General features: G+C 61.6%; 27 protein-coding genes. 4 read left to right on the top strand and 23 right to left on the bottom strand.

Going from position 1 to position 19914, the window contains the following annotated elements; translation table 11 throughout:
- Positions 1 to 7 precede the first annotated feature (7 nt).
- Entirely contained in the window at positions 8 to 796 is a 789-nt protein-coding gene (locus QFZ40_RS04780; RefSeq protein ID WP_306903138.1) for a response regulator transcription factor, read from the bottom strand.
- A gap of 254 nt (positions 797 to 1050) precedes the next feature.
- Here QFZ40_RS04780 and QFZ40_RS04775 point away from each other — a divergent pair, with 254 nt between their 5' ends.
- Complete coding sequence (locus QFZ40_RS04775; protein ID WP_306903137.1) at positions 1051 to 2718, top strand: sensor histidine kinase; 1668 nt, start codon at positions 1051 to 1053, stop codon at positions 2716 to 2718.
- Between the two features lie 39 nt (positions 2719 to 2757).
- Here QFZ40_RS04775 and QFZ40_RS04770 read toward each other — a convergent pair whose 3' ends face one another.
- The 8 genes from QFZ40_RS04770 to QFZ40_RS04735 all read right to left on the bottom strand — a co-directional run bounded on the left by QFZ40_RS04770 (position 2758) and on the right by QFZ40_RS04735 (position 8038).
- A complete protein-coding gene (locus QFZ40_RS04770) occupies positions 2758 to 3648 on the bottom strand; it encodes a tRNA pseudouridine synthase A (protein ID WP_306903136.1) in 891 nt (296 codons plus the stop codon).
- 31 nt (positions 3649 to 3679) lie between these two features.
- On the bottom strand, positions 3680 to 4282 hold the full coding sequence (gene rplQ, locus QFZ40_RS04765; protein ID WP_306903135.1) for a 50S ribosomal protein L17: 603 nt from the start codon (positions 4280 to 4282) through the stop codon (positions 3680 to 3682).
- 72 nt (positions 4283 to 4354) lie between these two features.
- Positions 4355 to 5365: a DNA-directed RNA polymerase subunit alpha gene (locus tag QFZ40_RS04760; protein WP_131131310.1), complete on the bottom strand. Its 1011-nt coding sequence runs from the start codon at positions 5363 to 5365 to the stop codon at positions 4355 to 4357.
- Positions 5366 to 5495: 130 nt separating this feature from the next.
- Entirely contained in the window at positions 5496 to 5897 is a 402-nt protein-coding gene (rpsK, locus tag QFZ40_RS04755; RefSeq protein ID WP_018769149.1) for a 30S ribosomal protein S11, read from the bottom strand.
- Positions 5898 to 5949: 52 nt separating this feature from the next.
- A complete protein-coding gene (gene rpsM / locus QFZ40_RS04750; RefSeq protein ID WP_267275859.1) occupies positions 5950 to 6324 on the bottom strand; it encodes a 30S ribosomal protein S13 in 375 nt (124 codons plus the stop codon).
- A gap of 184 nt (positions 6325 to 6508) precedes the next feature.
- Positions 6509 to 6622, bottom strand: a complete 114-nt coding sequence (rpmJ, locus tag QFZ40_RS04745) for a 50S ribosomal protein L36 (protein ID WP_009358722.1) — start codon at positions 6620 to 6622, stop codon at positions 6509 to 6511.
- Between the two features lie 68 nt (positions 6623 to 6690).
- On the bottom strand, positions 6691 to 6912 hold the full coding sequence (gene infA, locus QFZ40_RS04740) for a translation initiation factor IF-1 (protein WP_009358723.1): 222 nt from the start codon (positions 6910 to 6912) through the stop codon (positions 6691 to 6693).
- A gap of 169 nt (positions 6913 to 7081) precedes the next feature.
- A complete protein-coding gene (locus QFZ40_RS04735) occupies positions 7082 to 8038 on the bottom strand; it encodes a P1 family peptidase (protein WP_306903134.1) in 957 nt (318 codons plus the stop codon).
- 220 nt (positions 8039 to 8258) lie between these two features.
- Between QFZ40_RS04735 and QFZ40_RS04730 the strand changes: the two genes are divergently transcribed.
- The 3 genes from QFZ40_RS04730 to QFZ40_RS04720 all read left to right on the top strand — a co-directional run bounded on the left by QFZ40_RS04730 (position 8259) and on the right by QFZ40_RS04720 (position 11553).
- A complete protein-coding gene (locus QFZ40_RS04730) occupies positions 8259 to 9221 on the top strand; it encodes a carbohydrate ABC transporter permease (protein WP_306903133.1) in 963 nt (320 codons plus the stop codon).
- Entirely contained in the window at positions 9218 to 10129 is a 912-nt protein-coding gene (locus tag QFZ40_RS04725) for a carbohydrate ABC transporter permease (RefSeq protein ID WP_373427390.1), read from the top strand. The genes QFZ40_RS04730 and QFZ40_RS04725 overlap by 4 nt, the downstream gene beginning before the upstream one ends.
- A gap of 83 nt (positions 10130 to 10212) precedes the next feature.
- The gene (locus QFZ40_RS04720) at positions 10213 to 11553 is read left to right on the top strand and encodes an ABC transporter substrate-binding protein (protein WP_306903132.1); all 1341 of its coding nucleotides are present in this window, start codon (positions 10213 to 10215) and stop codon (positions 11551 to 11553) included.
- Positions 11554 to 11625: 72 nt separating this feature from the next.
- Here QFZ40_RS04720 and map read toward each other — a convergent pair whose 3' ends face one another.
- The 14 genes from map to rpmC form a co-directional block, all read right to left on the bottom strand.
- Entirely contained in the window at positions 11626 to 12453 is an 828-nt protein-coding gene (gene map / locus QFZ40_RS04715; protein WP_306906818.1) for a type I methionyl aminopeptidase, read from the bottom strand.
- Between the two features lie 73 nt (positions 12454 to 12526).
- Complete coding sequence (locus tag QFZ40_RS04710; protein WP_306906817.1) at positions 12527 to 13096, bottom strand: adenylate kinase; 570 nt, start codon at positions 13094 to 13096, stop codon at positions 12527 to 12529.
- A 5-nt stretch (positions 13097 to 13101) separates the two neighbouring features.
- Positions 13102 to 14412, bottom strand: coding sequence for a preprotein translocase subunit SecY (gene secY / locus QFZ40_RS04705; protein ID WP_306903131.1), 1311 nt, complete (start codon positions 14410 to 14412; stop codon positions 13102 to 13104).
- A gap of 185 nt (positions 14413 to 14597) precedes the next feature.
- A complete protein-coding gene (rplO, locus tag QFZ40_RS04700) occupies positions 14598 to 15092 on the bottom strand; it encodes a 50S ribosomal protein L15 (protein WP_051628706.1) in 495 nt (164 codons plus the stop codon).
- Positions 15093 to 15299, bottom strand: coding sequence for a 50S ribosomal protein L30 (gene rpmD / locus QFZ40_RS04695; RefSeq protein WP_267275868.1), 207 nt, complete (start codon positions 15297 to 15299; stop codon positions 15093 to 15095). It lies immediately after the preceding gene.
- A 2-nt stretch (positions 15300 to 15301) separates the two neighbouring features.
- Positions 15302 to 16030, bottom strand: coding sequence for a 30S ribosomal protein S5 (rpsE, locus tag QFZ40_RS04690; protein WP_306903130.1), 729 nt, complete (start codon positions 16028 to 16030; stop codon positions 15302 to 15304).
- Positions 16027 to 16410, bottom strand: a complete 384-nt coding sequence (rplR, locus tag QFZ40_RS04685) for a 50S ribosomal protein L18 (RefSeq protein WP_066293270.1) — start codon at positions 16408 to 16410, stop codon at positions 16027 to 16029. The genes rpsE and rplR overlap by 4 nt, the downstream gene beginning before the upstream one ends.
- Positions 16411 to 16412: 2 nt before the next feature.
- Complete coding sequence (rplF, locus tag QFZ40_RS04680) at positions 16413 to 16949, bottom strand: 50S ribosomal protein L6 (RefSeq protein WP_306903129.1); 537 nt, start codon at positions 16947 to 16949, stop codon at positions 16413 to 16415.
- 18 nt (positions 16950 to 16967) lie between these two features.
- Positions 16968 to 17366, bottom strand: a complete 399-nt coding sequence (gene rpsH, locus QFZ40_RS04675; protein ID WP_018773673.1) for a 30S ribosomal protein S8 — start codon at positions 17364 to 17366, stop codon at positions 16968 to 16970.
- Between the two features lie 79 nt (positions 17367 to 17445).
- A complete protein-coding gene (gene rplE / locus QFZ40_RS04670; RefSeq protein WP_306903128.1) occupies positions 17446 to 18027 on the bottom strand; it encodes a 50S ribosomal protein L5 in 582 nt (193 codons plus the stop codon).
- Positions 18027 to 18386: a 50S ribosomal protein L24 gene (rplX, locus tag QFZ40_RS04665; protein WP_066436866.1), complete on the bottom strand. Its 360-nt coding sequence runs from the start codon at positions 18384 to 18386 to the stop codon at positions 18027 to 18029. Before rplX ends, rplE begins: the two co-directional genes overlap by 1 nt.
- A 3-nt stretch (positions 18387 to 18389) precedes the next feature.
- A complete protein-coding gene (gene rplN / locus QFZ40_RS04660; RefSeq protein ID WP_024366126.1) occupies positions 18390 to 18758 on the bottom strand; it encodes a 50S ribosomal protein L14 in 369 nt (122 codons plus the stop codon).
- A 516-nt stretch (positions 18759 to 19274) separates the two neighbouring features.
- On the bottom strand, positions 19275 to 19586 hold the full coding sequence (rpsQ, locus tag QFZ40_RS04655; RefSeq protein WP_306903127.1) for a 30S ribosomal protein S17: 312 nt from the start codon (positions 19584 to 19586) through the stop codon (positions 19275 to 19277).
- Positions 19583 to 19912, bottom strand: a complete 330-nt coding sequence (gene rpmC, locus QFZ40_RS04650) for a 50S ribosomal protein L29 (RefSeq protein ID WP_306903126.1) — start codon at positions 19910 to 19912, stop codon at positions 19583 to 19585. Before rpmC ends, rpsQ begins: the two co-directional genes overlap by 4 nt.
- Positions 19913 to 19914: the final 2 nt, after the last annotated feature.

Genomic DNA, 19914 nt, shown 5'->3' with positions numbered 1-19914 from the left:
GGGGCAACTAGCCCTGCTGATCCGGTCTTTGAGGCGCCAGCCTATATCCGACTCCCCGAACCGTCTGCAGCCAGCGTGGAGACAGGGGGTCCTCCTGAAGCTTTCGCCGCAGGTTACCGATGTGTACTTCAACCGCCCGCTCATCGGCTTCGCTGATGTAAGTGTCTTCCTCGTAGAAGTCTCCACGGACCGCACGAACGAGGTCCGCCCTCGTGGAAACCGCCCCACCGCCCCGCAGCAGTTCGTGCAGGAGGTCAAATTCGCTGCGGGTAAGCCCTAGCGGTTCGCCGCGAACCACTACAGATCGGGTCCTGGAATCAAGCAGGAGGCCGTTGTGCCGCAGCACGTTAACATCCGCTGAGGATCCGGGGGCACCCGCCGGGGCAGCCCACGCCGCCGGGACCTGCAGCTGTCCAGTGACTTCATGCCGGGGCCTCCGCAACATGGCTGCCAGTCTTGCACGGAGCTCCCGCGGCCTGAACGGCTTCGCAATATAATCGTCGGCACCCGCGTTCAGCGCCGACAGCAAATCCGGCTCTTCCGTTCGCCCGGTCAGCATTACGACGTAGGCGTCACTGAAATAGCGGATACGGCGGAGCACCTCAAACCCGTCAATGTCCGGGAGGCCTATATCGAGTGTGACGACGTTTGCCTGCTTATCCCGTACAACCTCAACGCCTTCCCGGCCGCCCACTGCGGTGTGGACTTCAAAACCCGCCTGACTCAGCACACCCTCGAGGAGGTTGCGGATATCCGCGTCATCTTCAATTACTACTGCAACTCCGAGATCATCCATTTGCATCCCCATGCCAGGTGAAAATGCCCCCCATCAGCCCAGCGCCAATGCCATCTCCACTCCAACTATCTCTACGCTACAAGCAAGGATGACGGATGACACGTCTTTTCTCCTTTGATCTGGAAAAGTCAATTATCATGACAGCGGATGAACATTCGAGACCATGAGAGGGCGGAGCACTGTGCGCTTCACGAATTCGCTCGGTTATTCGCTGCGGACGGAATTTGGTTCGCCGGAGAAGCTGAGACGCGCCCGTGACTGAGCGGTTGGTTCAGCGCGGAATAGGCCGCTATTTCCGCGCCTTGGGACCCCGCGGCCAGGTCGCTTTGTGCCAGCTTCCGCTGACCTTGATCGTCCTGGGTGTGGCCATCGCGACGCCTTTTGCATGGCCCACTCTTTTGCAAAGTCCCCTCTATCTCCTCGGTCTTGCCCTCCACGGCATGCTGTTTGTGGCCTGTTTCGTGACACCGTGGGAACGGTTGGCCAAAAGCGCATATCTGATCATTCCAGTGATGGATCTTTTGGCCATCGCACTTTTGCGCAATGGTGCAGCCCCGCTTCTATCCGGTCTCACGATACTTGCGATCTTTCCGATCATCTGGCTCTCGGCATCAGGAATGCTCGCCAGGACCAGCATCATTTTGAGCATTGTCGGGCCATTGGTCATCCTGGTGCCGACGCTGTGGGGAAGGTTTCCTAACCTCACGGCTTCCGAAATTACCAGCACGCTCCTATTCCCGCTCATGATGCTGGCAATCTCCCTTGCAATACGATTCGCCAGCGTGAACATGAGGAATCAACAACGGCAGTTGCAGGAAAAGGACAAAGAGTTGAGCAGACTGTTGGCGTCCAGCCGGGAACGGGAAAAGCTGCTGGAAACGGTCTTGGAGGCGACCGACGTGGCCATTGCCGCTGTCGACAGTTCCGGCCACTACCTTGTGGCGAACAACCGGCAGCGCATCTTCCGCCGGGTCACAGAAGCCGAGGACTCAACGCCCGGCCAGGGGCACCAGCTTATTTTCGGGCAGGACAGGCAAACGCTTCTGCCGCCGGAGAAAAGGCCGGTCAGCAGGGCCATCGCCGGTGAGTCGTTTGCCGACTACTTAGTCTGGGCGGGCGAGGAACCGTCCCAGCGGGCGTTCTCCACAGCCGCCCGCCCGTTGCTCAGCGAGGACGGCCGCCTAAACGGGGCTGTTGTGGTTTACAGTGACGTGACAGGTTGGGTGGAGGCGCTGGCCGCCAACGAGGAGCTCATCTCCAACGTCTCGCACGAGTTCAAAACCCCCTTGAACTCCATCCTGGGCAATGTGGACCTGGTGCTGGAAGACATTGCCGCCCTGTCCCCACTCTCAGCGCAGCGCCTTGAGGTGGTACAGCGTAATTCGGAGAGGCTCCTGGCCCTGGTATCGGACCTGACCTTGTCGGCTTCGTCGGAACTCAAGGTTTATCCGAAGCGCACAGACCTTGCGAGCCTCGTGGCGACCAGCATCGGATCCGCCCGTGCCCAGGCGGACCAGTCGAACATCTCGTTCGTTGCGGATGTTCCATCGCCGCTGTGGGCATACGCCGACCCCCTCAGAATTGGCCAGGCGCTGGATAACCTGGTCTCGAATGCCATCAAGTACTCCCCGGGCGGTGGCGTGGTGAGCATCAGTGCCCAGGGAACGGGGCATTGGGTCCAGTTGAACGTAAAGGACACGGGGATGGGAATGAGCCCCGAAGATTCGGCCAGGGTCTTCAGGCGGTTCTTCCGCAGTGAAGCGGCGCGTGATGCGGCCATCACTGGCGCAGGGTTGGGGCTGTCCATCACCAAAACCATCATTGAACGCCACGGCGGGCATATTTCTTGTGAAAGCCGCACGGGGGAAGGCACCACGTTCACCCTGCGGCTGCCGGCAGAGGGACCTCCCCCGTCGTTTTGAACGTGTAGGAGCCTTTGGGGGCTCAGGTGCGGGTCGGGACTACTCCCTAACCGCCCGCGTCAGTTCTGCCCTAGCGAGCATCTCGCCGTCGGAGGGGTAGGCAACTTCCTCCAGGACCAACGGATGCGGTGCGGCCAGTACCGACTTGGCATCCCGTTTCTTCGCGAGCAGCCGCTCGTGCAGCCAGCCCGGCTCTTCCACGCCCTCGCCCACGAAAAGGGCCGACCCGACCAGCGCCCGGACCATGTTGTGGCAGAACGCATCGGCCTGGACGGTGGCCACGATGACTCCATCCTCCCCGCGGGCAAACTCAAAGCGCTGCAGCTCCCGGATGGTGGTGGCCCCCTCCCTGGGCTTGCAGAAGGACAGGAAATTCTGCAGGCCCAACAGCTGGGAGGCCCCCGCGTTCAAAAGATCCACGTCCAGGGGATTCTTGTGCCAGAGCGTGAAGTACCGCTCCAGCGGATCCCACAGGGCGGGACCGTCGGCGATCCGGTAGCTGTAGCGCCGCCACAGAGCTGAGAACCTGGCATCGAAGCCCGGCGGCGCCACGCTGACAAGGTGAACCTCAATGGCCCCGGTCAGATCGCCCAGGCCCCTGCTGAGGGCACCCCGCAGGCGCCGCAGCAGTGCGACGGCGGGATCCAGTTCCACTCCCCTGTTGAGTCCCAGCCACTCGGCCTGGGTCAGGTCCAGGTGGACCACCTGGCCGCGGGCGTGCACTCCGGCGTCTGTACGGCCCGCCACGGTAACCCGGACGGGGCGGCGGACCAGCAGCGCCAATGCTTCTTCCAGGACCCCCTGGACGGTGCGCAGGCCCGGCTGCAGGGCCCACCCGCTGAAGGGGCCGCCGTCGTACGACAAATCAAGCCGGATACGCAAAAACCCGCCGCCCCCCAAAACGGGGGCCGCGGGTTTTTGGTCGTTCATAGACTCAAGTCTATGCGAAGGAATCAGCGAATTACTTCGCGTCCTTTTCCTCAGCAGCGGGCTCTTCAGCGGCTTCTGCAGCGGGAGCTTCCTCAGCGGCAGGAGCCTCTTCGGTAGCGGCTTCTTCGGTTGCAGCGTCAGCCTCAGCAGCTTCGGTCTCGACGACCTCGGCCTCGGGAGCTTCAGCAGCAACCGGAGCAGCAGCGGCTTCCTTCTTGTCGGCGTCGCGCTTCGCAGCAGAGGTAGCCTCGGCTACAACGGCCTGCTTGGCGGAAACGGGCTCAAGAACCAGCTCGATGACAGCCATGGGAGCGTTGTCGCCCTTACGGTTGCCGATCTTGGTGATGCGGGTGTAGCCGCCGTCGCGGTTCTCCACTGCCTGGGCAATGTCGGTGAACAGCTCGTGGACAACGCCCTTGTTGCTGATCAGGCCAAGTACACGACGGCGTGAAGCCAGGTCGCCGCGCTTGGCGAAAGTCACCAGACGCTCGGCGTACGGCTTGAGCCGCTTGGCCTTGGTCACCGTGGTGGTGATCCGCTTGTGCTCGAACAGTGCTGCTGCCAGGTTCGCGAGCATGAGACGCTCGTGAGCCGGGCCGCCTCCGAGGCGCGGACCCTTAGTGGGGGTAGGCATAATTGTTTCTCCTCATATGGAAGCCGCGGGCCGGTCACACCTTGGTGTCCGGCCCGGCGGCCAAGATCTGTCTTAGAGTTCGTCGTCGCCGAAGGCGGCGTCGTCCTCTTCAATTGCTGCGGCGCGTGCTGCGAGGTCAAAACCGGGAGGCGAGTCCTTGAGGGACAGGCCCAGTTCAACCAGCTTTGCCTTGACCTCGTCAATGGACTTCGCACCGAAGTTACGGATGTCCATCAGGTCGGCCTCGGAGCGGGCTACGAGTTCACCCACGGTGTGGATGCCCTCACGCTTGAGGCAGTTGTAGGAACGGACGGTGAGGTCCAGATCCTCGATCGGCAGGGCCATGTCTGCTGCCAGGGCAGCATCCGTCGGCGACGGGCCAATCTCGATACCTTCAGCTGCGGTGTTCAGCTCGCGGGCCAGACCGAACAGTTCCACCAGGGTGGTACCTGCCGAAGCAACGGCGTCGCGCGGGGCGATGGCCTGCTTGGTCTCGACGTCGACAATGAGCTTGTCGAAGTCGGTGCGCTGCTCAACACGGGTTGCTTCCACGCGGAAAGTAACCTTCAGCACCGGTGAGTAGATCGAGTCGACCGGGATGCGGCCGATCTCGGAATCGCCGGACTTGTTCTGAGCTGCCGAAACGTAGCCGCGGCCGCGTTCGATGGTCAGTTCGAGTTCGAACTTGCCCTTCGAGTTCAGCGTGGCAATGTGCAGATCCGGGTTGTGGAATTCGACGCCGGCCGGCGGTGCGATGTCCGCGGCGGTGACGACTCCCGGGCCCTGCTTGCGCAGGTAGGCAACAACCGGCTCGTCGTGCTCGGAGGAGACCGACAGGCTCTTGATGTTCAGGATGATCTCAGTGACATCTTCCTTGACACCCGGAACCGTGGTGAACTCGTGCAGCACGCCATCGATCCGGATGCTGGTTACAGCGGCACCGGGGATGGAGGAGAGCAGGGTACGGCGGAGGGAGTTTCCGAGGGTGTAGCCGAAGCCCGGTTCCAGCGGTTCAATGATGAAACGTGAACGGTTTTCGGAGACTACCTCTTCGGAGAGGGTGGGGCGCTGTGCAATGAGCACTTAGGTTTCCTTTCGGCGAGCATCCGCTATATGACGCAACACAGGTGGTGGAAATTCGGTCTGAAGACTTAACGCGCCGGGCTTGCCCGGACCGTCAACGGTCCGGGCAAGCTCCAGCGGCGGGAAAGGCTTAGACGCGGCGGCGCTTCGGCGGACGGCAGCCGTTGTGCGCTGCGGGGGTGACGTCCTGGATGGAGCCAACCTCCAGGCCAGCGGCCTGCAGCGAGCGGATTGCGGTTTCGCGTCCGGATCCCGGTCCCTTGACGAAAACGTCAACCTTGCGCATGCCGTGCTCCTGCGCACGCTTGGCAGCAGCTTCGGCAGCCATCTGGGCTGCGAACGGGGTGGACTTGCGTGAGCCCTTGAAGCCAACCTCACCTGAGGAAGCCCAAGAGATAACAGCACCGTTCGGGTCCGTGATGGACACGATGGTGTTGTTAAAAGTGCTCTTGATGTGCGCCTGGCCAAGCGCGATATTCTTCTTGTCCTTCTTACGCGGCTTGCGAACCGCGCCACGAGTCTTCGGGGGCATTTTTTCTCCTACAGAAAGTTATCGGGGTAGGCAATCGTTAATCCCGCTGGGATTAACGTGCCTTCTTCTTGCCGGCGACGGTACGCTTCGGGCCCTTGCGGGTACGTGCGTTGGTCTTCGTACGCTGTCCGCGTACGGGCAGGCCCTTGCGGTGGCGCAGGCCTTCGTAGCTGCCGATTTCAACCTTGCGGCGGATATCTGCTGCTACTTCGCGGCGAAGGTCACCCTCAACCTTGTAGTTGCCTTCAATGTAGTCACGCAGCTCAACCAGCTGGGAATCAGTCAGATCCTTGACGCGAACGTCAGCGCTGATGCCCGTGGCAGCCAGGGTTTCGTGTGCACGGGTCTTGCCCACGCCGTAGATGTAAGTAAGCGCAATTTCCAGCCGCTTTTCGCGGGGAATGTCTACGCCAGCGAGACGAGCCATAGTGGCAGTACTCCTTGAATAAACCGGAGGTCGTAGGCAGTACACCCGCACGTTCTGTGCGGCCCCAGCCTCCGACCGGGGGTTAGCTGTCCGGACTCTTTCGAGCTCAATGTTCCAGATCAGCTTGTGCTGCCTTTATTTACTTGCGTGGGTTAGCAACCCAGGATTTCCCGAAGCGGGAAATTTAGCCCTGGCGCTGCTTGTGGCGCGGGTTCTCGCAGATCACCATGACCCGGCCATTACGGCGGATCACTTTGCACTTTTCGCAGATCTGCTTGACGCTCGGCTTGACCTTCATGGCATTCCTTTGCGTGTGGCAGTTGGTCAACTGGAGCAGCCTCAGCTCATGCCGGGGCTGCCCAGAATTTACTTGTAGCGGTAGACGATACGACCCCGAGTGAGGTCATAAGGGCTCAGTTCCACCACTACCCGGTCCTCAGGAAGGATCCTGATGTAGTGCTGGCGCATCTTGCCTGAGATGTGTGCCAGAACGATGTGCTTGTTGGTGAGCTCAACGCGAAACATCGCGTTAGGCAGCGCCTCAGTCACAACGCCCTCGATCTCAATGACCCCGTCCTTCTTGGCCATACCCTCCGCTAACTGTTGTTGCCGCATCCCCCCGGATTGCACCGGGCATGGCTACGAACGTTTTGTGATTGATTGATCGTCAAACAGCCGGCCGCAAATGGGCGTGGCAGGGCAGACAACCAACAAACAACACTACGCCACTTCGGCGTGAATGTTAAATCCAGCCATGTTAGCGCAATGAGCTCCCGAACGCACCATATTCGCCTGCCGGGGTTGTCACCGCTTCCGCGCTGAAGACCCCGTCAAGGATGGCGGAACGGACGACGTCGGCTGCCGCACTTTGCAGGGTAATGAGACTGATCTGCCGGGCAGCTTCGGTGCTGCGATCCAGGGTGATCCCGCCTGTGGCCAGGCAAAACACCGTGTCACCATCGGCCAGGGTGTGGCTCGGATTGAGCGCCCTTGCTATCCCTGCCTGGGCGGCCGAGGCCGTCCGGTTGCACTCGGTCTTGTCCAGGACGGCGTTGGTGGCAACGACGACGAGCGTGGTGTTCAGCTGCTGTGGTTCCGCCCCGGTCCGCTCGGTGCCAGGCTCAGCATTTGCGTCGGTCAACAGGAACGGCAGGCCCAAGGCGTTCACTACCGCCAAAGCCCCAATGACGACCCCGTTGTCGAGGGTGACGGACGCTGTGCCGACTCCGCCTTTGAACTGGCGCCGTCCGATCAGCGCTCCCGTACCGGCTCCCACGTTGCCGCGTCCGACGTCGTGCCCTTCCATCTCGGCAGCCGCGGACGCGGTTGCCGCGTAACCCATCGCGGCGTCCGGGCGGGCCGCGAAATCGCCGCCGCGGCCGAGGTCGAAGATGGCGGCGGCGGGCACGATGGGCACTACTCCGCCGCTAATGCCGAAGCCCCTGCCATTCTCCTCGCACCAGCGCTGGGCGCCGTGCGCACTGACCAGGCCATAGGCGCTGCCCCCCGTGAGCACTACGGCATCCACGGTGGAGACCAGGGTGGTGGGATCCAAGGCGTCCGTCTCATGGGTTGCCGGACCGCCCCCGCGGACGTCCACGGAACCGACGGTTCCGGGCGGTGGCAGAACAACTGTGACGCCGGTCAGCCAGCCGCCGTCGGTCTTCTGCTGGTGGCCCACACGGATCCCCGGCACGTCAGTAATGGCTCCCATAGGCTCCATTGTGCTCCTGCCCGCCCAGAAGCAGCGGAACCGGATTCCAAAACGAACGTTTTGCAATCCTCCGCTCAACAGGCAGTTAACCGTCAACGAAGGCTTGGCCAACAATGCCCGGGAACCTGCCTCCGGGCGTCTGCCAGGGGCGTAGGTGTGGTGGAGTGAAGGCAGATCCCCGCCCCTGCGCCTGCCACCAGGCCTTTCCCGTTAGAGATCCATGACTCCACAACTCACCGACAGGCAGGCAACAACCCGGGCTGCCCCCGCTTCCGGCACACACGCAGCCGCCAGCCGGAAGCGCTGGCCAGGAAGGGCACGCAGGGACTTCTTTACCTTCCTGGCCCTTGCCCTGCCCAACCTGTTGCTCATCGCCGTTTTCACTTACCTGCCGCTCCTGAACAACATCTATTACTCCACGCTGAACTGGACGCTCGGATCCGCCTCGGCCACCGTCGTGGGGATGGAAAACTACGTCACGTTCTTCACCAGCGCCGACGCCGGGAAGGTGCTCGGGACCACGGCTGTGTTCACCGCCGTTACGGTAGGCGGTTCCATGGTGTTGGGACTTCTGGTGGCGCTGGCACTGAACTCCAAAGTCCGCGGCACCACGTTCGCCCGCTCGGCCGTATTTGCGCCGTATGTGCTGTCCGGGGTGGGCGTAGGCCTGGTCTGGTTGTTCATATTCGATCCGGGCTACGGCGTCCTCGCCTGGATCCTCCGCGGCCTGGGCCAGCAGAGCCCGCAGTGGATTAACGATCCCCGGCTTTCCCTGGTGATGGTGCTTGTGGTGTACGTCTGGAAGAACCTGGGTTACTGCGCTGTGGTGTTCCTTGCCGGTTTGCAGTCCCTCCCCCAGGACGTCATGGAGGCCGCGTCACTGGACGGTGCCAGCAGCTACCGCCGCTTCGTCAGTATCACTTTGCCGCTGCTCTCCCCCACCACTTTTTTCCTGCTGATCACCACCATGCTCAGCTCCCTGCAGGCCTTTGACCTCATCCGGATCATGACACCCCTCGGCAGCGGCACCAGCACCCTGATCTACGAGGCCTACCTGCAGGCCTTTGGCGCCTACAACCGTGCCGGCTACTCCGCCGCCATCTCCGTGGTGCTCTTCGCCATCCTGCTGGTCATCACAGTTATACAGCTGCGATTCGTCGAGAGGAAGGTCCACTACTCGTGAGCACACTCGTCCCTGCAGATGTGCAGCCGGAAGTTTCAACGTCCGACGCCGTCCCTCCCCGTGAGCGGCCCCTCTCCCGTTCGAATCTGGTCCGGACCGTAGTGGCCGGCTACGTACCGCTGGCAGTTGCAGTCCTCGTCGTGTTCCTGCCGTTGCTGTGGATGATGGTGAGTTCTTTCAAGCAGCCCGGCGAAATCGTCACGCTGGATATGAAGATCCTTCCGGCCGGCCTGGACCTGGAGAACTACCGGATTGCGATGACCACAGTGCCGTTCGGGCAGTTCTTCCTGAACAGCACCATCGTGACCATTGTGGGATCAGCCATCAAGGTGATCCTGGCCGTCCTCACCGCTTATGCCTTGGCGTTTGTGCGCTTTCCCTTCAAGAACGTCATCTTTGTGCTGATCCTCGTGGCGCTGATGGTTCCGGCGCAGGTGTCCATCCTTCCCAATTACGTCCTGATCGCCGGGATGGGCGGGAAGAACACCCTGTGGGGCATTATCCTGCCCGGGCTGGGAACCGCCTTTGGCACGTTCCTGCTGCGTCAGCATTTCCTCGCGTTGCCGGGTTCCATCCTCGAATCCGCTGAGATCGACGGTGCCGGCCATTGGCGGAGGATCTGGCAGATCGTAGTGCCCGTGTCCGTTCCGTCGATCGCGACGGTTGCCCTGGTGACCGTAGTGAGCGAATGGAACGACTACATCTGGCCGCTCATCATCACCGATAAACCGGAAAGCATGACGCTTCCCGTCGGACTGACCCTCCTGCAAAACTCCGAGGGGAACGGTGCCGGCTGGGGAATCATGATGGCCGGCGCCGTCCTCGTTATCATCCCCATCCTTGTCATCTTCGCCATGCTCCAGCGCTACATCGTCGCCGGCCTGACCCAGGGCAGCGTCACCGGTTAGTCAATACACGAGCACCGCCGTCGAATCTTCCGCCATCCACCATGCATCCGGCCCGACTGAGGGACCAACCGAAAGGCACCACCATGACCTTGACACTTGACCGACGGCTCTTCCTCGCGCTTGCCGGGGCTGGTGCCGCCGCCCTGTCCGCCTGTGGCGGACCGACAACCACTGCCGGATCGGTGGCCACACCAGCGGCTGACATCGACTTCAGCGGTGTCACCCCTGCGGCCTCCATCGACTTTTGGTCCAACCACCCGGGCAAGTCCCAGGATGTCGAAAAGAGCATCATCGACAAGTTCCACGCCAAGTACCCGGACATCACGGTCAACCTGGTGACGGCAGGCGCCAACTACGAGGACATCGCACAGAAGTTCCAGACCGCCCAGGCGGCCAAGTCCGGCTTTCCCGCCCTGGTGGTGCTCTCGGATGTCTGGTGGTTCCGCTATTACCTGAACGAGAGCATCATTCCTCTCGATTCGCTCGTCAGGCAGCTGGGCGTCAAGCTGGATGACTTCCGCACTTCGCTGGTGGACGACTACAAGTACGCCGGCAAGCAGTGGGCCCTCCCCTATGGCCGTTCCACGCCGCTCTTCTACTACAACAAGGACCACTTCGCGGCTGCAGGACTGCCTGACCGTGCACCCAAGACGTGGCAGGAATTTGCCGGGTGGGCCCCGAAGCTCAAGGCGGCCTCCGGTGCCCAGTACGCGTTCATGCACCCCGCCCTGGCCGGTTACGCCGGCTGGACCCTGCAGAACAACCTCTGGGGCGAGGGCGGCGGCTGGTCCAAGGACTGGGACATCACCTGTGATTCAGATGCATCCGTGGCGGCGCTGCAGGCCGCCCAGGACTCGGTCTACAAGGACGGCTGGGCCGGGGTCTCCTCCAAGGAATCCGCAGGCGACTTTGCCGCAGGACTGGCCTCGGCAACCCTTTCCTCCACCGGCTCGCTGATCGGCATCCTCACCTCCGCCAAGTTCAACGTCGGAGTCGGCTTCCTGCCGGGCGGATCCAGGGCGGAGACCGGCGTATGCCCCACCGGCGGCGCCGGCCTGGGCATTCCGAGCGGTGTCAGCAAGGAACAGCAGCTTGCCGCAGCGATGTTCCTGCAGTTCATGACCGAGCCTGAAAACACGGCCGCTTTTTCGGCGGCAACAGGCTACATGCCCACCCGCGTGTCGGCGGACATGACCGCGGTCCTGGCCGCGACACCGCAAATCAAGACAGCCATGGACCAGCTGGCAGTCACCCGCGTCCAGGACAATGCCCGCGTGTTCCTGCCCGGCGCGGACCAGGAAATGGCCAAGGCCGCCGCGAAGATCCTCACCCAGCAGGGCGATGTCAAGGCAACAATGACCGAGCTCAAGGCAACCCTCCAGGGCATCTACACCAAGGACGTCAAGCCGAGGCTCAAGGCGTAGCCTCCCCCGGGCTGGTTGGCGCCGTCTGTCGCTTCGAGGTTCAGAACGACAGACGGCGCTCCGTCTGTGCGCCTACGGTATAGGGACGGGTACGACGCCGAGGGGCACCAGGTGTTCCGCGCCGCCGTCGGGGGCGGACAGGACCCAGATGCCCTTTTCATGGACCGCCACCGAATGCTCCCACTGGCAGGAGCGCTGGCCGTCCGTCGTCACCACGGTCCAGTCGTCCTCCAGGACGGCCGTTTCAATGCTCCCGCGGACAAGCATGGGCTCAATGGCCAGGCACAGTCCGGCACGGAGCTTGGGCCCGCGGTGGCTGGTGCGGTAGTTGAGCACGTCCGGTGCCATATGCATCTCCGAGCCGATGCCGTGGCCGACGTAGTCCTCCAGGATGCCCAACGGCTTGCCGGGCACGGAGGACACATAATCGTCGATGGCCGCGCCGATGTCGCCCACATGGCTTCCCTTCGCCAGCGCAGCGATGCCATGCCACATGGCCGCCTGCGTGACATCCGAGAGCCGCTGGTCCTCAGGGTCCGGCTCCCCCACGATGACGGTGCGCGCCGAATCGGAGTGCCAGCCGTCCACAATCGCTCCGCCGTCAATGGAGATGATGTCACCGTTGTTGAGGATTCGGCTGCCGGGGATGCCGTGCACCACCTCCTCGTTCACGGACGTGCAGATGGTGGCCGGGAAGCCGTGGTAGCCCAGGAAGTTCGACTTCGCCCCGGCCTCATTGAGCACCGCCGCAAACACTTCGTCGAGGTGTTTGGTGGTGACTCCGGGAACGGCGGCGGCGACGGCGGCGTCCAGTGCACGGCTCAGGACAAGGCCTGCCTCGTGCATGGTGCGCATCTGGGCGTTTGTCTTGTATTCGATACGGGGCTGGCCGAAGGCCATGGGGGTGTGTCCTTTCAATGGCTGAGGCTCCTCCCGGAAACCGGGAGGAGCCTCGAATAATTCCTTGCCTGGATCAGGCTGCCTGCGCCGCCTTGATAGCCTGCATCACGCGGTCCGTGACTTCGTCGATGGCGCCGATGCCGTCAACTTGGGTCAGGATGCCACGCTCTGCATATTTGGCCACAACAGCCTCGGTCTGCTCGTGGTAAAGGTCCAACCGGTGGCGGATGACGGCTTCGTTGTCGTCGCTCCTACCGGTTTCCTTTGCACGCCCAAGCAGGCGCGTCACGAGTTCCTCGTCGTCGGCAGTCAGCTGCAGGACGACGTCGAGCTTCTCTTCGCCCTGGGCGAGGATCTCATCCAGGTAGTCCACCTGTGCGGTCGTGCGGGGGTAGCCGTCCAGGAGGAAGCCGCTCTGCACGTCTTCTTCGCTGAGGCGGTCCCGGACCATCTTGTTGGTGACGCTGTCCGGGACGAAGTCTCCGTTGTCCATGTACTTCTTGGCCTCGATGCCAAGCGGCGTCTCGCCCTTCACATTGGCGCGGAAGATATCACCGGTGGAGATCGCCACAACGCCGAGGCGCTCCGAAATGCGTTCCGCCTGTGTCCCCTTGCCGGAGCCGGGTGGTCCAATAATCAACATTCTCGTCATCGCAAAAGCCCTTCGTAGTGACGTTGCTGTAGCTGCGCATCAATTTGCTTGACGGTCTCAAGGCCCACGCCCACCATGATCAGGATCGAGGTGCCACCGAACGGGAAGTTCTGGTTCGCCTGGATCAGCACCAAGGCCACCAGCGGGATCAGCGCCACAAGGCCAAGATACATGGCGCCGGGCAGGGTGATCCGGGAGAGCACGTACTGCAGGTAATCCGCCGTCGGCTTGCCGGCGCGGATACCGGGGATGAAACCGCCGTACTTCTTCATGTTGTCCGAGACCTCTTCAGGGTTGAAGGTGATCGCGACGTAGAAGTAGGTAAAGAAAACGATCATGACGAAGTACAACGCCATGTAAATGGGGTGATCGCCCTTGGTCAGGTTGTTGTTGATCCACTCAACCCAGGGCTGCACCGGTTCGCCAGCCTTGGGCTGGTTGAACTGCGAAATCAGGCCGGGCAGGTACAGCATCGAGGACGCGAAGATCACCGGGACAACGCCGGCCATGTTCACCTTGATGGGAATGTACGTGCTGGTCCCGCCGACGGTGCGGCGGCCGATCATCCGCTTGGCGTACTGCACCGGGACGCGCCGCTGGGACTGCTCCACGAACACCACAAGCGCGACAGTCAGCAGCCCGATGATGAGCACCAGGGAGAACGTCCCCGGACCCTGGGTCTTCCAGATAGCGCCGAGGGAGGTCGGGAAGCCGGCGGCAATCGAGGTGAAGATCAGCAGCGACATGCCGTTGCCCACACCTTTTTCGGTGACGAGCTCGCCCATCCACATGATCAGGCCGGTTCCAGCCGTCAGCGTGATGATGATCAGGATGGTGGTGATGATGGTGTTATCCGGAATGATTGCGAGGTTACAGCCGGGTAGCAGCTGCCCTGAACGGGCCAGCGACACCAGGGTCGTGGCGTTGAGCAGGCCCAGGGCAATGGTGAGGTACCGGGTGTACTGGGTCAGCTTGGACTGGCCGGACGCACCTTCCTCGTACAGCTCCTGGAACCGGGGAATGACCACCCGGAGCAGCTGCACAATGATGCTCGCCGTGATGTACGGCATGATTCCCAGGGCAAAGATGGACACCTGGAGCAATGCACCGCCGCTGAACAGGTTGACGAGCTGGTAGAGCCCGCCTGCGGTCTGACCTTGCGACAAGCATTGCTGGACATTCTGGTAGTTCACACCAGGCGAGGGGATGAAGGCACCCAAGCGGAAGATTGTGATGATTCCCAGCGTGAACAACAACTTGCGTCGCAGATCAGGCGTGCGAAAGGCCCGGCCAAATGCGCTAAGCAAGCGTCCTCCTGAGTGGTTTAAATGAAGTCATGGGAGCAGGGTGAATAAACCCAACAACCGAGTCTAACGGGTGGAGGCTGTTCACGGATAATCCGGAAAGCCTGGAAAACGAAAAACTCCCGGGACCCGAGGCCTCGCGGCCCCGAATCCCGGGAGTCCAACAACGGGCATGTGCCCCACCGACTCTAGAGAGCGGTGGTGCTTCCGCCTGCTGCGGCAATCTTTTCAGCGGCGCTGGCCGAGAATGCGTGGGCGGTGACGTCAACCTTGACGGTGATGTCGCCGGTGCCAAGCACCTTAACGGGCTGGTTCTTGCGAACGGCACCCTTTTCGACCAGGTTCTCCACGGTGACTGCGCCACCTTCCGGGAACAGCTCGTTGAGCTTGTCCAGGTTTACAACCTGGAACTCAACCCGGAACGGGTTCTTGAAGCCGCGCAGCTTCGGCAGGCGCATGTGCAGCGGCAGCTGGCCGCCGGCAAAGCCAGCCTTGATCTGGTAGCGGGCCTTCGTACCCTTGGTACCGCGACCAGCGGTCTTACCCTTGGAACCTTCACCACGACCAACACGGGTCTTGGCGGTCTTGGCACCCGGGGCGGGACGCAGGTGGTGAACCTTCAGGGCGTTCTGCTTCTCAGCAGCGGCGCCCTGTGCCTTTTCGGCGGTGTTCTTCTCTGCCATTTACTTCGCCTCCTCTACCTTTACCAGGTGCGGAACCGTGTTGAGCATTCCCACGGTCACGGCGTCGGCGGTGCGGACAACGGTGTGTCCGATCCGCTTCAGGCCGAGGGACCGAAGGGTGTCGCGCTGGTTCTGCTTGCCGCCAATGACGGACTTGATCTGAGTGATCTCCAACTGGGCGTCGGAGGGAATCAGGTTCTTAGCCATCCTCAGACACCCACTTTCTGGTTCAGGAGAGCCTTCACCATTGCCGGCGGCGCAACCTCGTCCAGCGGCAGGCCGCGGCGTGCTGCCACTGCTGCCGGCTCTTCGAGGCGCTTCAGGGCGTCAACAGTCGCGTGAACGATGTTGATGGCGTTGGAGGAACCGAGCGACTTGGAGAGGATGTCGTGGATGCCCACGCACTCCAGTACTGCACGGACCGGACCACCGGCGATAACACCGGTACCGGCGGAAGCCGGACGCAGCATAACGACGCCGGCAGCAGCCTCACCCTGAACGCGGTGCGGGATGGTGTTGCCAATGCGGGGTACGCGGAAGAAGGACTTCTTGGCCTCTTCAACGCCCTTCGCGATAGCGGCAGGAACTTCCTTAGCCTTGCCGTAGCCAACGCCGACCATACCGTTGCCGTCACCAACGACGACCAGTGCGGTGAAGCTGAAGCGACGACCACCCTTGACCACCTTGGAAACGCGGTTGATGGTAACGACGCGCTCTACGAACTGGCTCTTCTCGGCTTCACGGCCGCCGTCGCGGCCGCCACGGCCACCACGGTCGCCACGGCCCTGGCCACGGTCGCCACGCTCGCCACGACGAGCGCCACCACGGCGGTCATCGGCAGCAGCGGGGGCAGTGGTCTCAGTGGCCGAAGCAGCTACGGCTTCAGTCGCCTTCTGATCTGCAGACACAGTGTCCTTTTCCTTGTTTGCTTCCGTCACAGTGACAGCCCACCTTCACGTGCACCGTCAGCGACGGCGGCAATGCGGCCGTGGTACTTGTTACCACCGCGGTCGAAGACAACAGCTTCGACGCCGGCAGCCTTCGCGCGCTCGGCAACGAGCTCGCCAACGCGCTTGGCCTTGGCAGTCTTGTCACCATCGAATGCACGAAGGTCGGCTTCCAGTGTGGACGCGCTCGCTACGGTCAGGCCCTTGGTGTCATCGACAACCTGGACGAATACGTGGCGTGCGGAGCGGTTGACGACCAGACGAGGACGTACAGCCGTTCCGGAGATGCGCTTGCGGATACGAAGCTGGCGGCGGCTGCGCGAAGCAGACTTGCTCTTGTTCGTACGCTTCTTATTGATTGAGATGGCCATGGTTACTTACCAGCCTTTCCGACCTTGCGGCGGATGACTTCGCCTGCGTAACGGATGCCCTTGCCCTTATAGGGGTCCGGCTTCCGAAGCTTGCGAATGTTGGCAGCAACCTCGCCGACCTGCTGCTTGTTGATACCTGAAACAGAGAGCTTGGTCGGGGTCTCAACTGCAAAGGTGATGCCGTCCGGTGCGGAGACATTGACCGGGTGGCTGTAGCCGAGAGCGAACTCAAGGTCAGATCCCTTGGCCTGAACGCGGTAACCAGTACCAACGATTTCAAGCTTCTTCTCGTAGCCCTTGGTAACGCCCTCGATCATGTTGGAGATCAGGGTGCGGGTCAGGCCGTGGAGTGAACGGGAGGCGCGCTCGTCGTTCGGGCGGGCGACAGTCAGGGTGTCTGCGTCCAGGGAAACCTCGATCGGGCTGGCCACAGTGTGGTTCAGCTCGCCTTTGGAACCCTTGACGCTGACGACAGAGCCGTCAACCTTGACCTCAACGCCGGCAGGAACGGTGATGGGGAGACGTCCAATACGTGACATTATTCTCTTCCTTTCCCGTTACCAGACGTAAGCGAGGACTTCGCCGCCCACGCCCTTCTTGCCGGCCTGCTTGTCAGTCAGGAGGCCGGAAGAGGTGGACAGGATTGCGACACCCAGGCCACCGAGCACGTGCGGCAGGTTGGTGGACTTTGCGTAAACGCGCAGTCCCGGCTTGGAAATACGACGAACGCCAGCGATGGAACGCTCGCGGTTCGGACCGAATTTGAGCTCGAGGGTCAGCTTCTTGCCAACCTCAGCGTCTTCTTCTTTCCAGGAGGCGATGTAACCTTCGGCCTTCAGGATGTCGGCAACGCGTGCCTTGAGCTTGCTGTACGGCATGGTCACGGAATCGTGGTATGCCGAGTTTGCATTGCGCAGACGCGTAAGCATATCTGCGACAGGATCTGTCATAGTCATGTGGGCTCTTGCCCTTCCTCATAACGGTTTCCTCGCCGCCGCATAAGTGCCTCAGCGAAGGACCTGTTACGTAGTTAGATTAGTCTTCGGCCTTGAACGGGAAACCAAGCGCCTTCAGCAGCGCGCGGCCTTCGTCATCGGTCTTGCCAGTGGTAACAACCGTGATGTCCATGCCGCGTACGCGGTCGATGGAATCCTGGTCGATTTCGTGGAACATAACCTGCTCGGTCAGACCGAAGGTGTAGTTGCCGTTGCCGTCGAACTGCTTGCCGCTGAGGCCGCGGAAGTCGCGGATACGGGGCAGAGCCAGCGTGACCAGACGATCCAGGAATTCCCACATGCGGTCTCCACGCAGAGTTGCGTGCGCGCCGATGGGCATGCCTTCGCGCAGCTTGAACTGTGCGATCGACTTGCGGGCCTTGGTTACCTGCGGCTTCTGGCCGGTGATCAGGGTCAGATCACGGACAGCGCCGTCGATCAGCTTGGAGTCCTTGGCGGCATCTCCAACACCCATGTTCACAACGACCTTCACCAGGCGGGGAACCTGGTTGACGTTTTCGTACTTGAATTCCTCAATGAGCGTGCTCTTGATGGAATCGGCGTACTTGGTCTTCAGACGAGGAACGATCTTCGTTGCCGGAGTCTCGAGAGTCTCAGTCATTAGATGTCCTTCCCGGAGCTCTTGGCCACGCGAACACGCACTTCACGCTTCACGCCATCGCGCTCAACGGTCTCGGTGCGGAAACCGACGCGGGTGGGCTTCTTGGTGGACGGGTCAACCAGAGCCACGTTGGAGATGTGGATCGAAGCTTCGACAACCTCGATGCCACCGGTCTTCGTGCCGCGCTGCGACTGACCGACCTTGGTGTGCTTGGTTACGCGGTTAATGCCTTCGACCAGCACGCGGTTGGTCTCAGGGAATACGCGCAGAACCTTGCCCTGCTTGCCACGGTCGCCGCCGCGCTCAGCCTTGGCGCCAGTGATGACCTGAACGAGGTCACCCTTTTTGATCTTAGCCATGGACTAGAGCACCTCCGGAGCCAGAGAAACGATCTTCATGAACTTCTTGTCACGAAGTTCACGACCAACCGGTCCGAAGATACGGGTACCGCGGGGGTCACCGTCAGCCTTCAGGATCACAGCTGCGTTCTCGTCAAACTTGATGTAGGAACCATCCGCACGGCGGCGTTCCTTCTTGGTACGGACGATGACTGCCTTGACAACATCGCCCTTCTTTACGTTGCCGCCCGGGATTGCGTCCTTGACGGTAGCGACGATGACGTCGCCAATGCCTGCGTAGCGACGGCCAGATCCACCGAGAACGCGAATGGTAAGGATTTCCTTAGCACCCGTGTTGTCGGCGACCTTGAGTCGCGACTCCTGCTGAATCACTATTTACTCCTTGCGTCGCGCTGGTTCTCAGACCGAAAATCTTCCTACGGAATGAGCCTTGCGGAACGGTTGATCGGGGTGTCTCTTGACCTGCCTGGATTTTGCCAGACCAGGCCTAAACGCCCGTGCCAAAAACATTTGCTTCCCAGGCCGATCCAGACGGAGCTGGAGCGCGTGGGGGCACTATGCCGTGGCACGATTGTTTACGAGGTAGATGACGGCGCACGAACGGCGCCATACAAACTCAATATCCTAGCACAGTCATGGCTATCCCCCCATATCACAGAGGGGGCATGCTGCTGCAATGCACGACGGCGTCACGCAGGGCAGTCTTTTGGCCCGCCAGGGGTGCCGCTCCCCCGCAAAGCCGGCCCGCCGCCGTCGTACGTTCGCCAAAAGCGTGCCCGTCGTGACATGGAGCCTGGCACCCGGCCGGCCATCAACGCAGAAACCCCCGGTCCCATACGGGAGCGGGGGTTTCGGTGCAGCGGCTGTTACCAGCGGATACTGCAGGTGTTACTTGGCCTTCTCGAGGATCTCCACAAGCCGCCAGTTCTTGGTGGCGGACAGCGGGCGGGTCTCGGCGATGAGCACGAGGTCGCCGATGCCGGCGGTGTTCTGCTCGTCGTGTGCCTTGACCTTCGAGGTGCGGCGGATGACCTTGCCGTACAGAGCGTGCTTCACGCGGTCTTCAACCTGAACAACGATGGTCTTTTCCATCTTGTCAGAGACCACGTAGCCGCGACGCGTCTTACGGTAACCGCGCTGCTCAGCCGTAGCTGCCTCAGCAGAAACAGTTTCCGTCACGTTCTCGTCCTTTTCACTCACTTGGCGTCCTCCTCGGTCTCAACCGTTTCAGCCGTCTCGGCCTTCTTGGTTGCTGACTTCTTGGACTTCTTTTCTTCCTTGGCTTCCACAACCGGTGCGGCAACCTCGGCACGAATGCCCAGCTCGCGCTCACGGAGAACGGTGTAGATGCGGGCGATGTCCTTCTTTACCGCGCGCAGACGACCGTGGTTCTCCAGCTGACCGGTGGCGGACTGGAAACGCAGGTTGAACAGCTCTTCCTTAGCCTTGCGGAGTTCTTCAACGAGACGCTCGTTGTCGAAACCGTCCAGCTGTGCGGATGCAAGTTCCTTGGATCCTACTGCCATTT

Origin of the sequence: Arthrobacter pascens (assembly GCF_030816475.1) — a bacterium.
Lineage (GTDB): Bacteria > Actinomycetota > Actinomycetes > Actinomycetales > Micrococcaceae > Arthrobacter > Arthrobacter pascens_B.
Note: the sequence above shows the minus strand (reverse complement) of the source record. Positions and strands in the feature narration are given on the sequence as shown.

What these genes read in the sequence shown, in the direction of transcription:
- rplQ (WP_306903135.1), bottom strand. Translation starts at nt 4,282, where the DNA reads ATGCCTACCCCCACTAAGGGTCCGCGCCTCGGAGGCGGCCCGGCTCAC.
- rplR (WP_066293270.1), bottom strand. Translation starts at nt 16,410, where the DNA reads ATGGCCATCTCAATCAATAAGAAGCGTACGAACAAGAGCAAGTCTGCT.
- QFZ40_RS04735 (WP_306903134.1), bottom strand. Translation starts at nt 8,038, where the DNA reads ATGGGAGCCATTACTGACGTGCCGGGGATCCGTGTGGGCCACCAGCAG.
- rpmD (WP_267275868.1), bottom strand. Translation starts at nt 15,299, where the DNA reads ATGGCTAAGAACCTGATTCCCTCCGACGCCCAGTTGGAGATCACTCAG.
- rplE (WP_306903128.1), bottom strand. Translation starts at nt 18,027, where the DNA reads ATGACTGAGACTCTCGAGACTCCGGCAACGAAGATCGTTCCTCGTCTG.
- infA (WP_009358723.1), bottom strand. Translation starts at nt 6,912, where the DNA reads ATGGCCAAGAAGGACGGGGTCATTGAGATCGAGGGCGTTGTGACTGAG.
- rpsK (WP_018769149.1), bottom strand. Translation starts at nt 5,897, where the DNA reads ATGCCCCCGAAGACTCGTGGCGCGGTTCGCAAGCCGCGTAAGAAGGAC.
- rplF (WP_306903129.1), bottom strand. Translation starts at nt 16,949, where the DNA reads ATGTCACGTATTGGACGTCTCCCCATCACCGTTCCTGCCGGCGTTGAG.
- map (WP_306906818.1), bottom strand. Translation starts at nt 12,453, where the DNA reads ATGGCCTTCGGCCAGCCCCGTATCGAATACAAGACAAACGCCCAGATG.
- QFZ40_RS04780 (WP_306903138.1), bottom strand. Translation starts at nt 796, where the DNA reads ATGGATGATCTCGGAGTTGCAGTAGTAATTGAAGATGACGCGGATATC.
- rplO (WP_051628706.1), bottom strand. Translation starts at nt 15,092, where the DNA reads ATGGCAGAGAAGAACACCGCCGAAAAGGCACAGGGCGCCGCTGCTGAG.
- QFZ40_RS04710 (WP_306906817.1), bottom strand. Translation starts at nt 13,096, where the DNA reads ATGTTGATTATTGGACCACCCGGCTCCGGCAAGGGGACACAGGCGGAA.
- rpsM (WP_267275859.1), bottom strand. Translation starts at nt 6,324, where the DNA reads ATGGCTCGTCTCGCTGGCGTAGACATTCCCCGCGAAAAGCGGCTGGAA.
- rpsH (WP_018773673.1), bottom strand. Translation starts at nt 17,366, where the DNA reads ATGACTATGACAGATCCTGTCGCAGATATGCTTACGCGTCTGCGCAAT.
- QFZ40_RS04770 (WP_306903136.1), bottom strand. Translation starts at nt 3,648, where the DNA reads ATGAACGACCAAAAACCCGCGGCCCCCGTTTTGGGGGGCGGCGGGTTT.
- QFZ40_RS04730 (WP_306903133.1), top strand. Translation starts at nt 8,259, where the DNA reads ATGACTCCACAACTCACCGACAGGCAGGCAACAACCCGGGCTGCCCCC.
- rpmJ (WP_009358722.1), bottom strand. Translation starts at nt 6,622, where the DNA reads ATGAAGGTCAAGCCGAGCGTCAAGCAGATCTGCGAAAAGTGCAAAGTG.
- rpmC (WP_306903126.1), bottom strand. Translation starts at nt 19,912, where the DNA reads ATGGCAGTAGGATCCAAGGAACTTGCATCCGCACAGCTGGACGGTTTC.
- rplX (WP_066436866.1), bottom strand. Translation starts at nt 18,386, where the DNA reads ATGGCTAAGATCAAAAAGGGTGACCTCGTTCAGGTCATCACTGGCGCC.
- QFZ40_RS04720 (WP_306903132.1), top strand. Translation starts at nt 10,213, where the DNA reads ATGACCTTGACACTTGACCGACGGCTCTTCCTCGCGCTTGCCGGGGCT.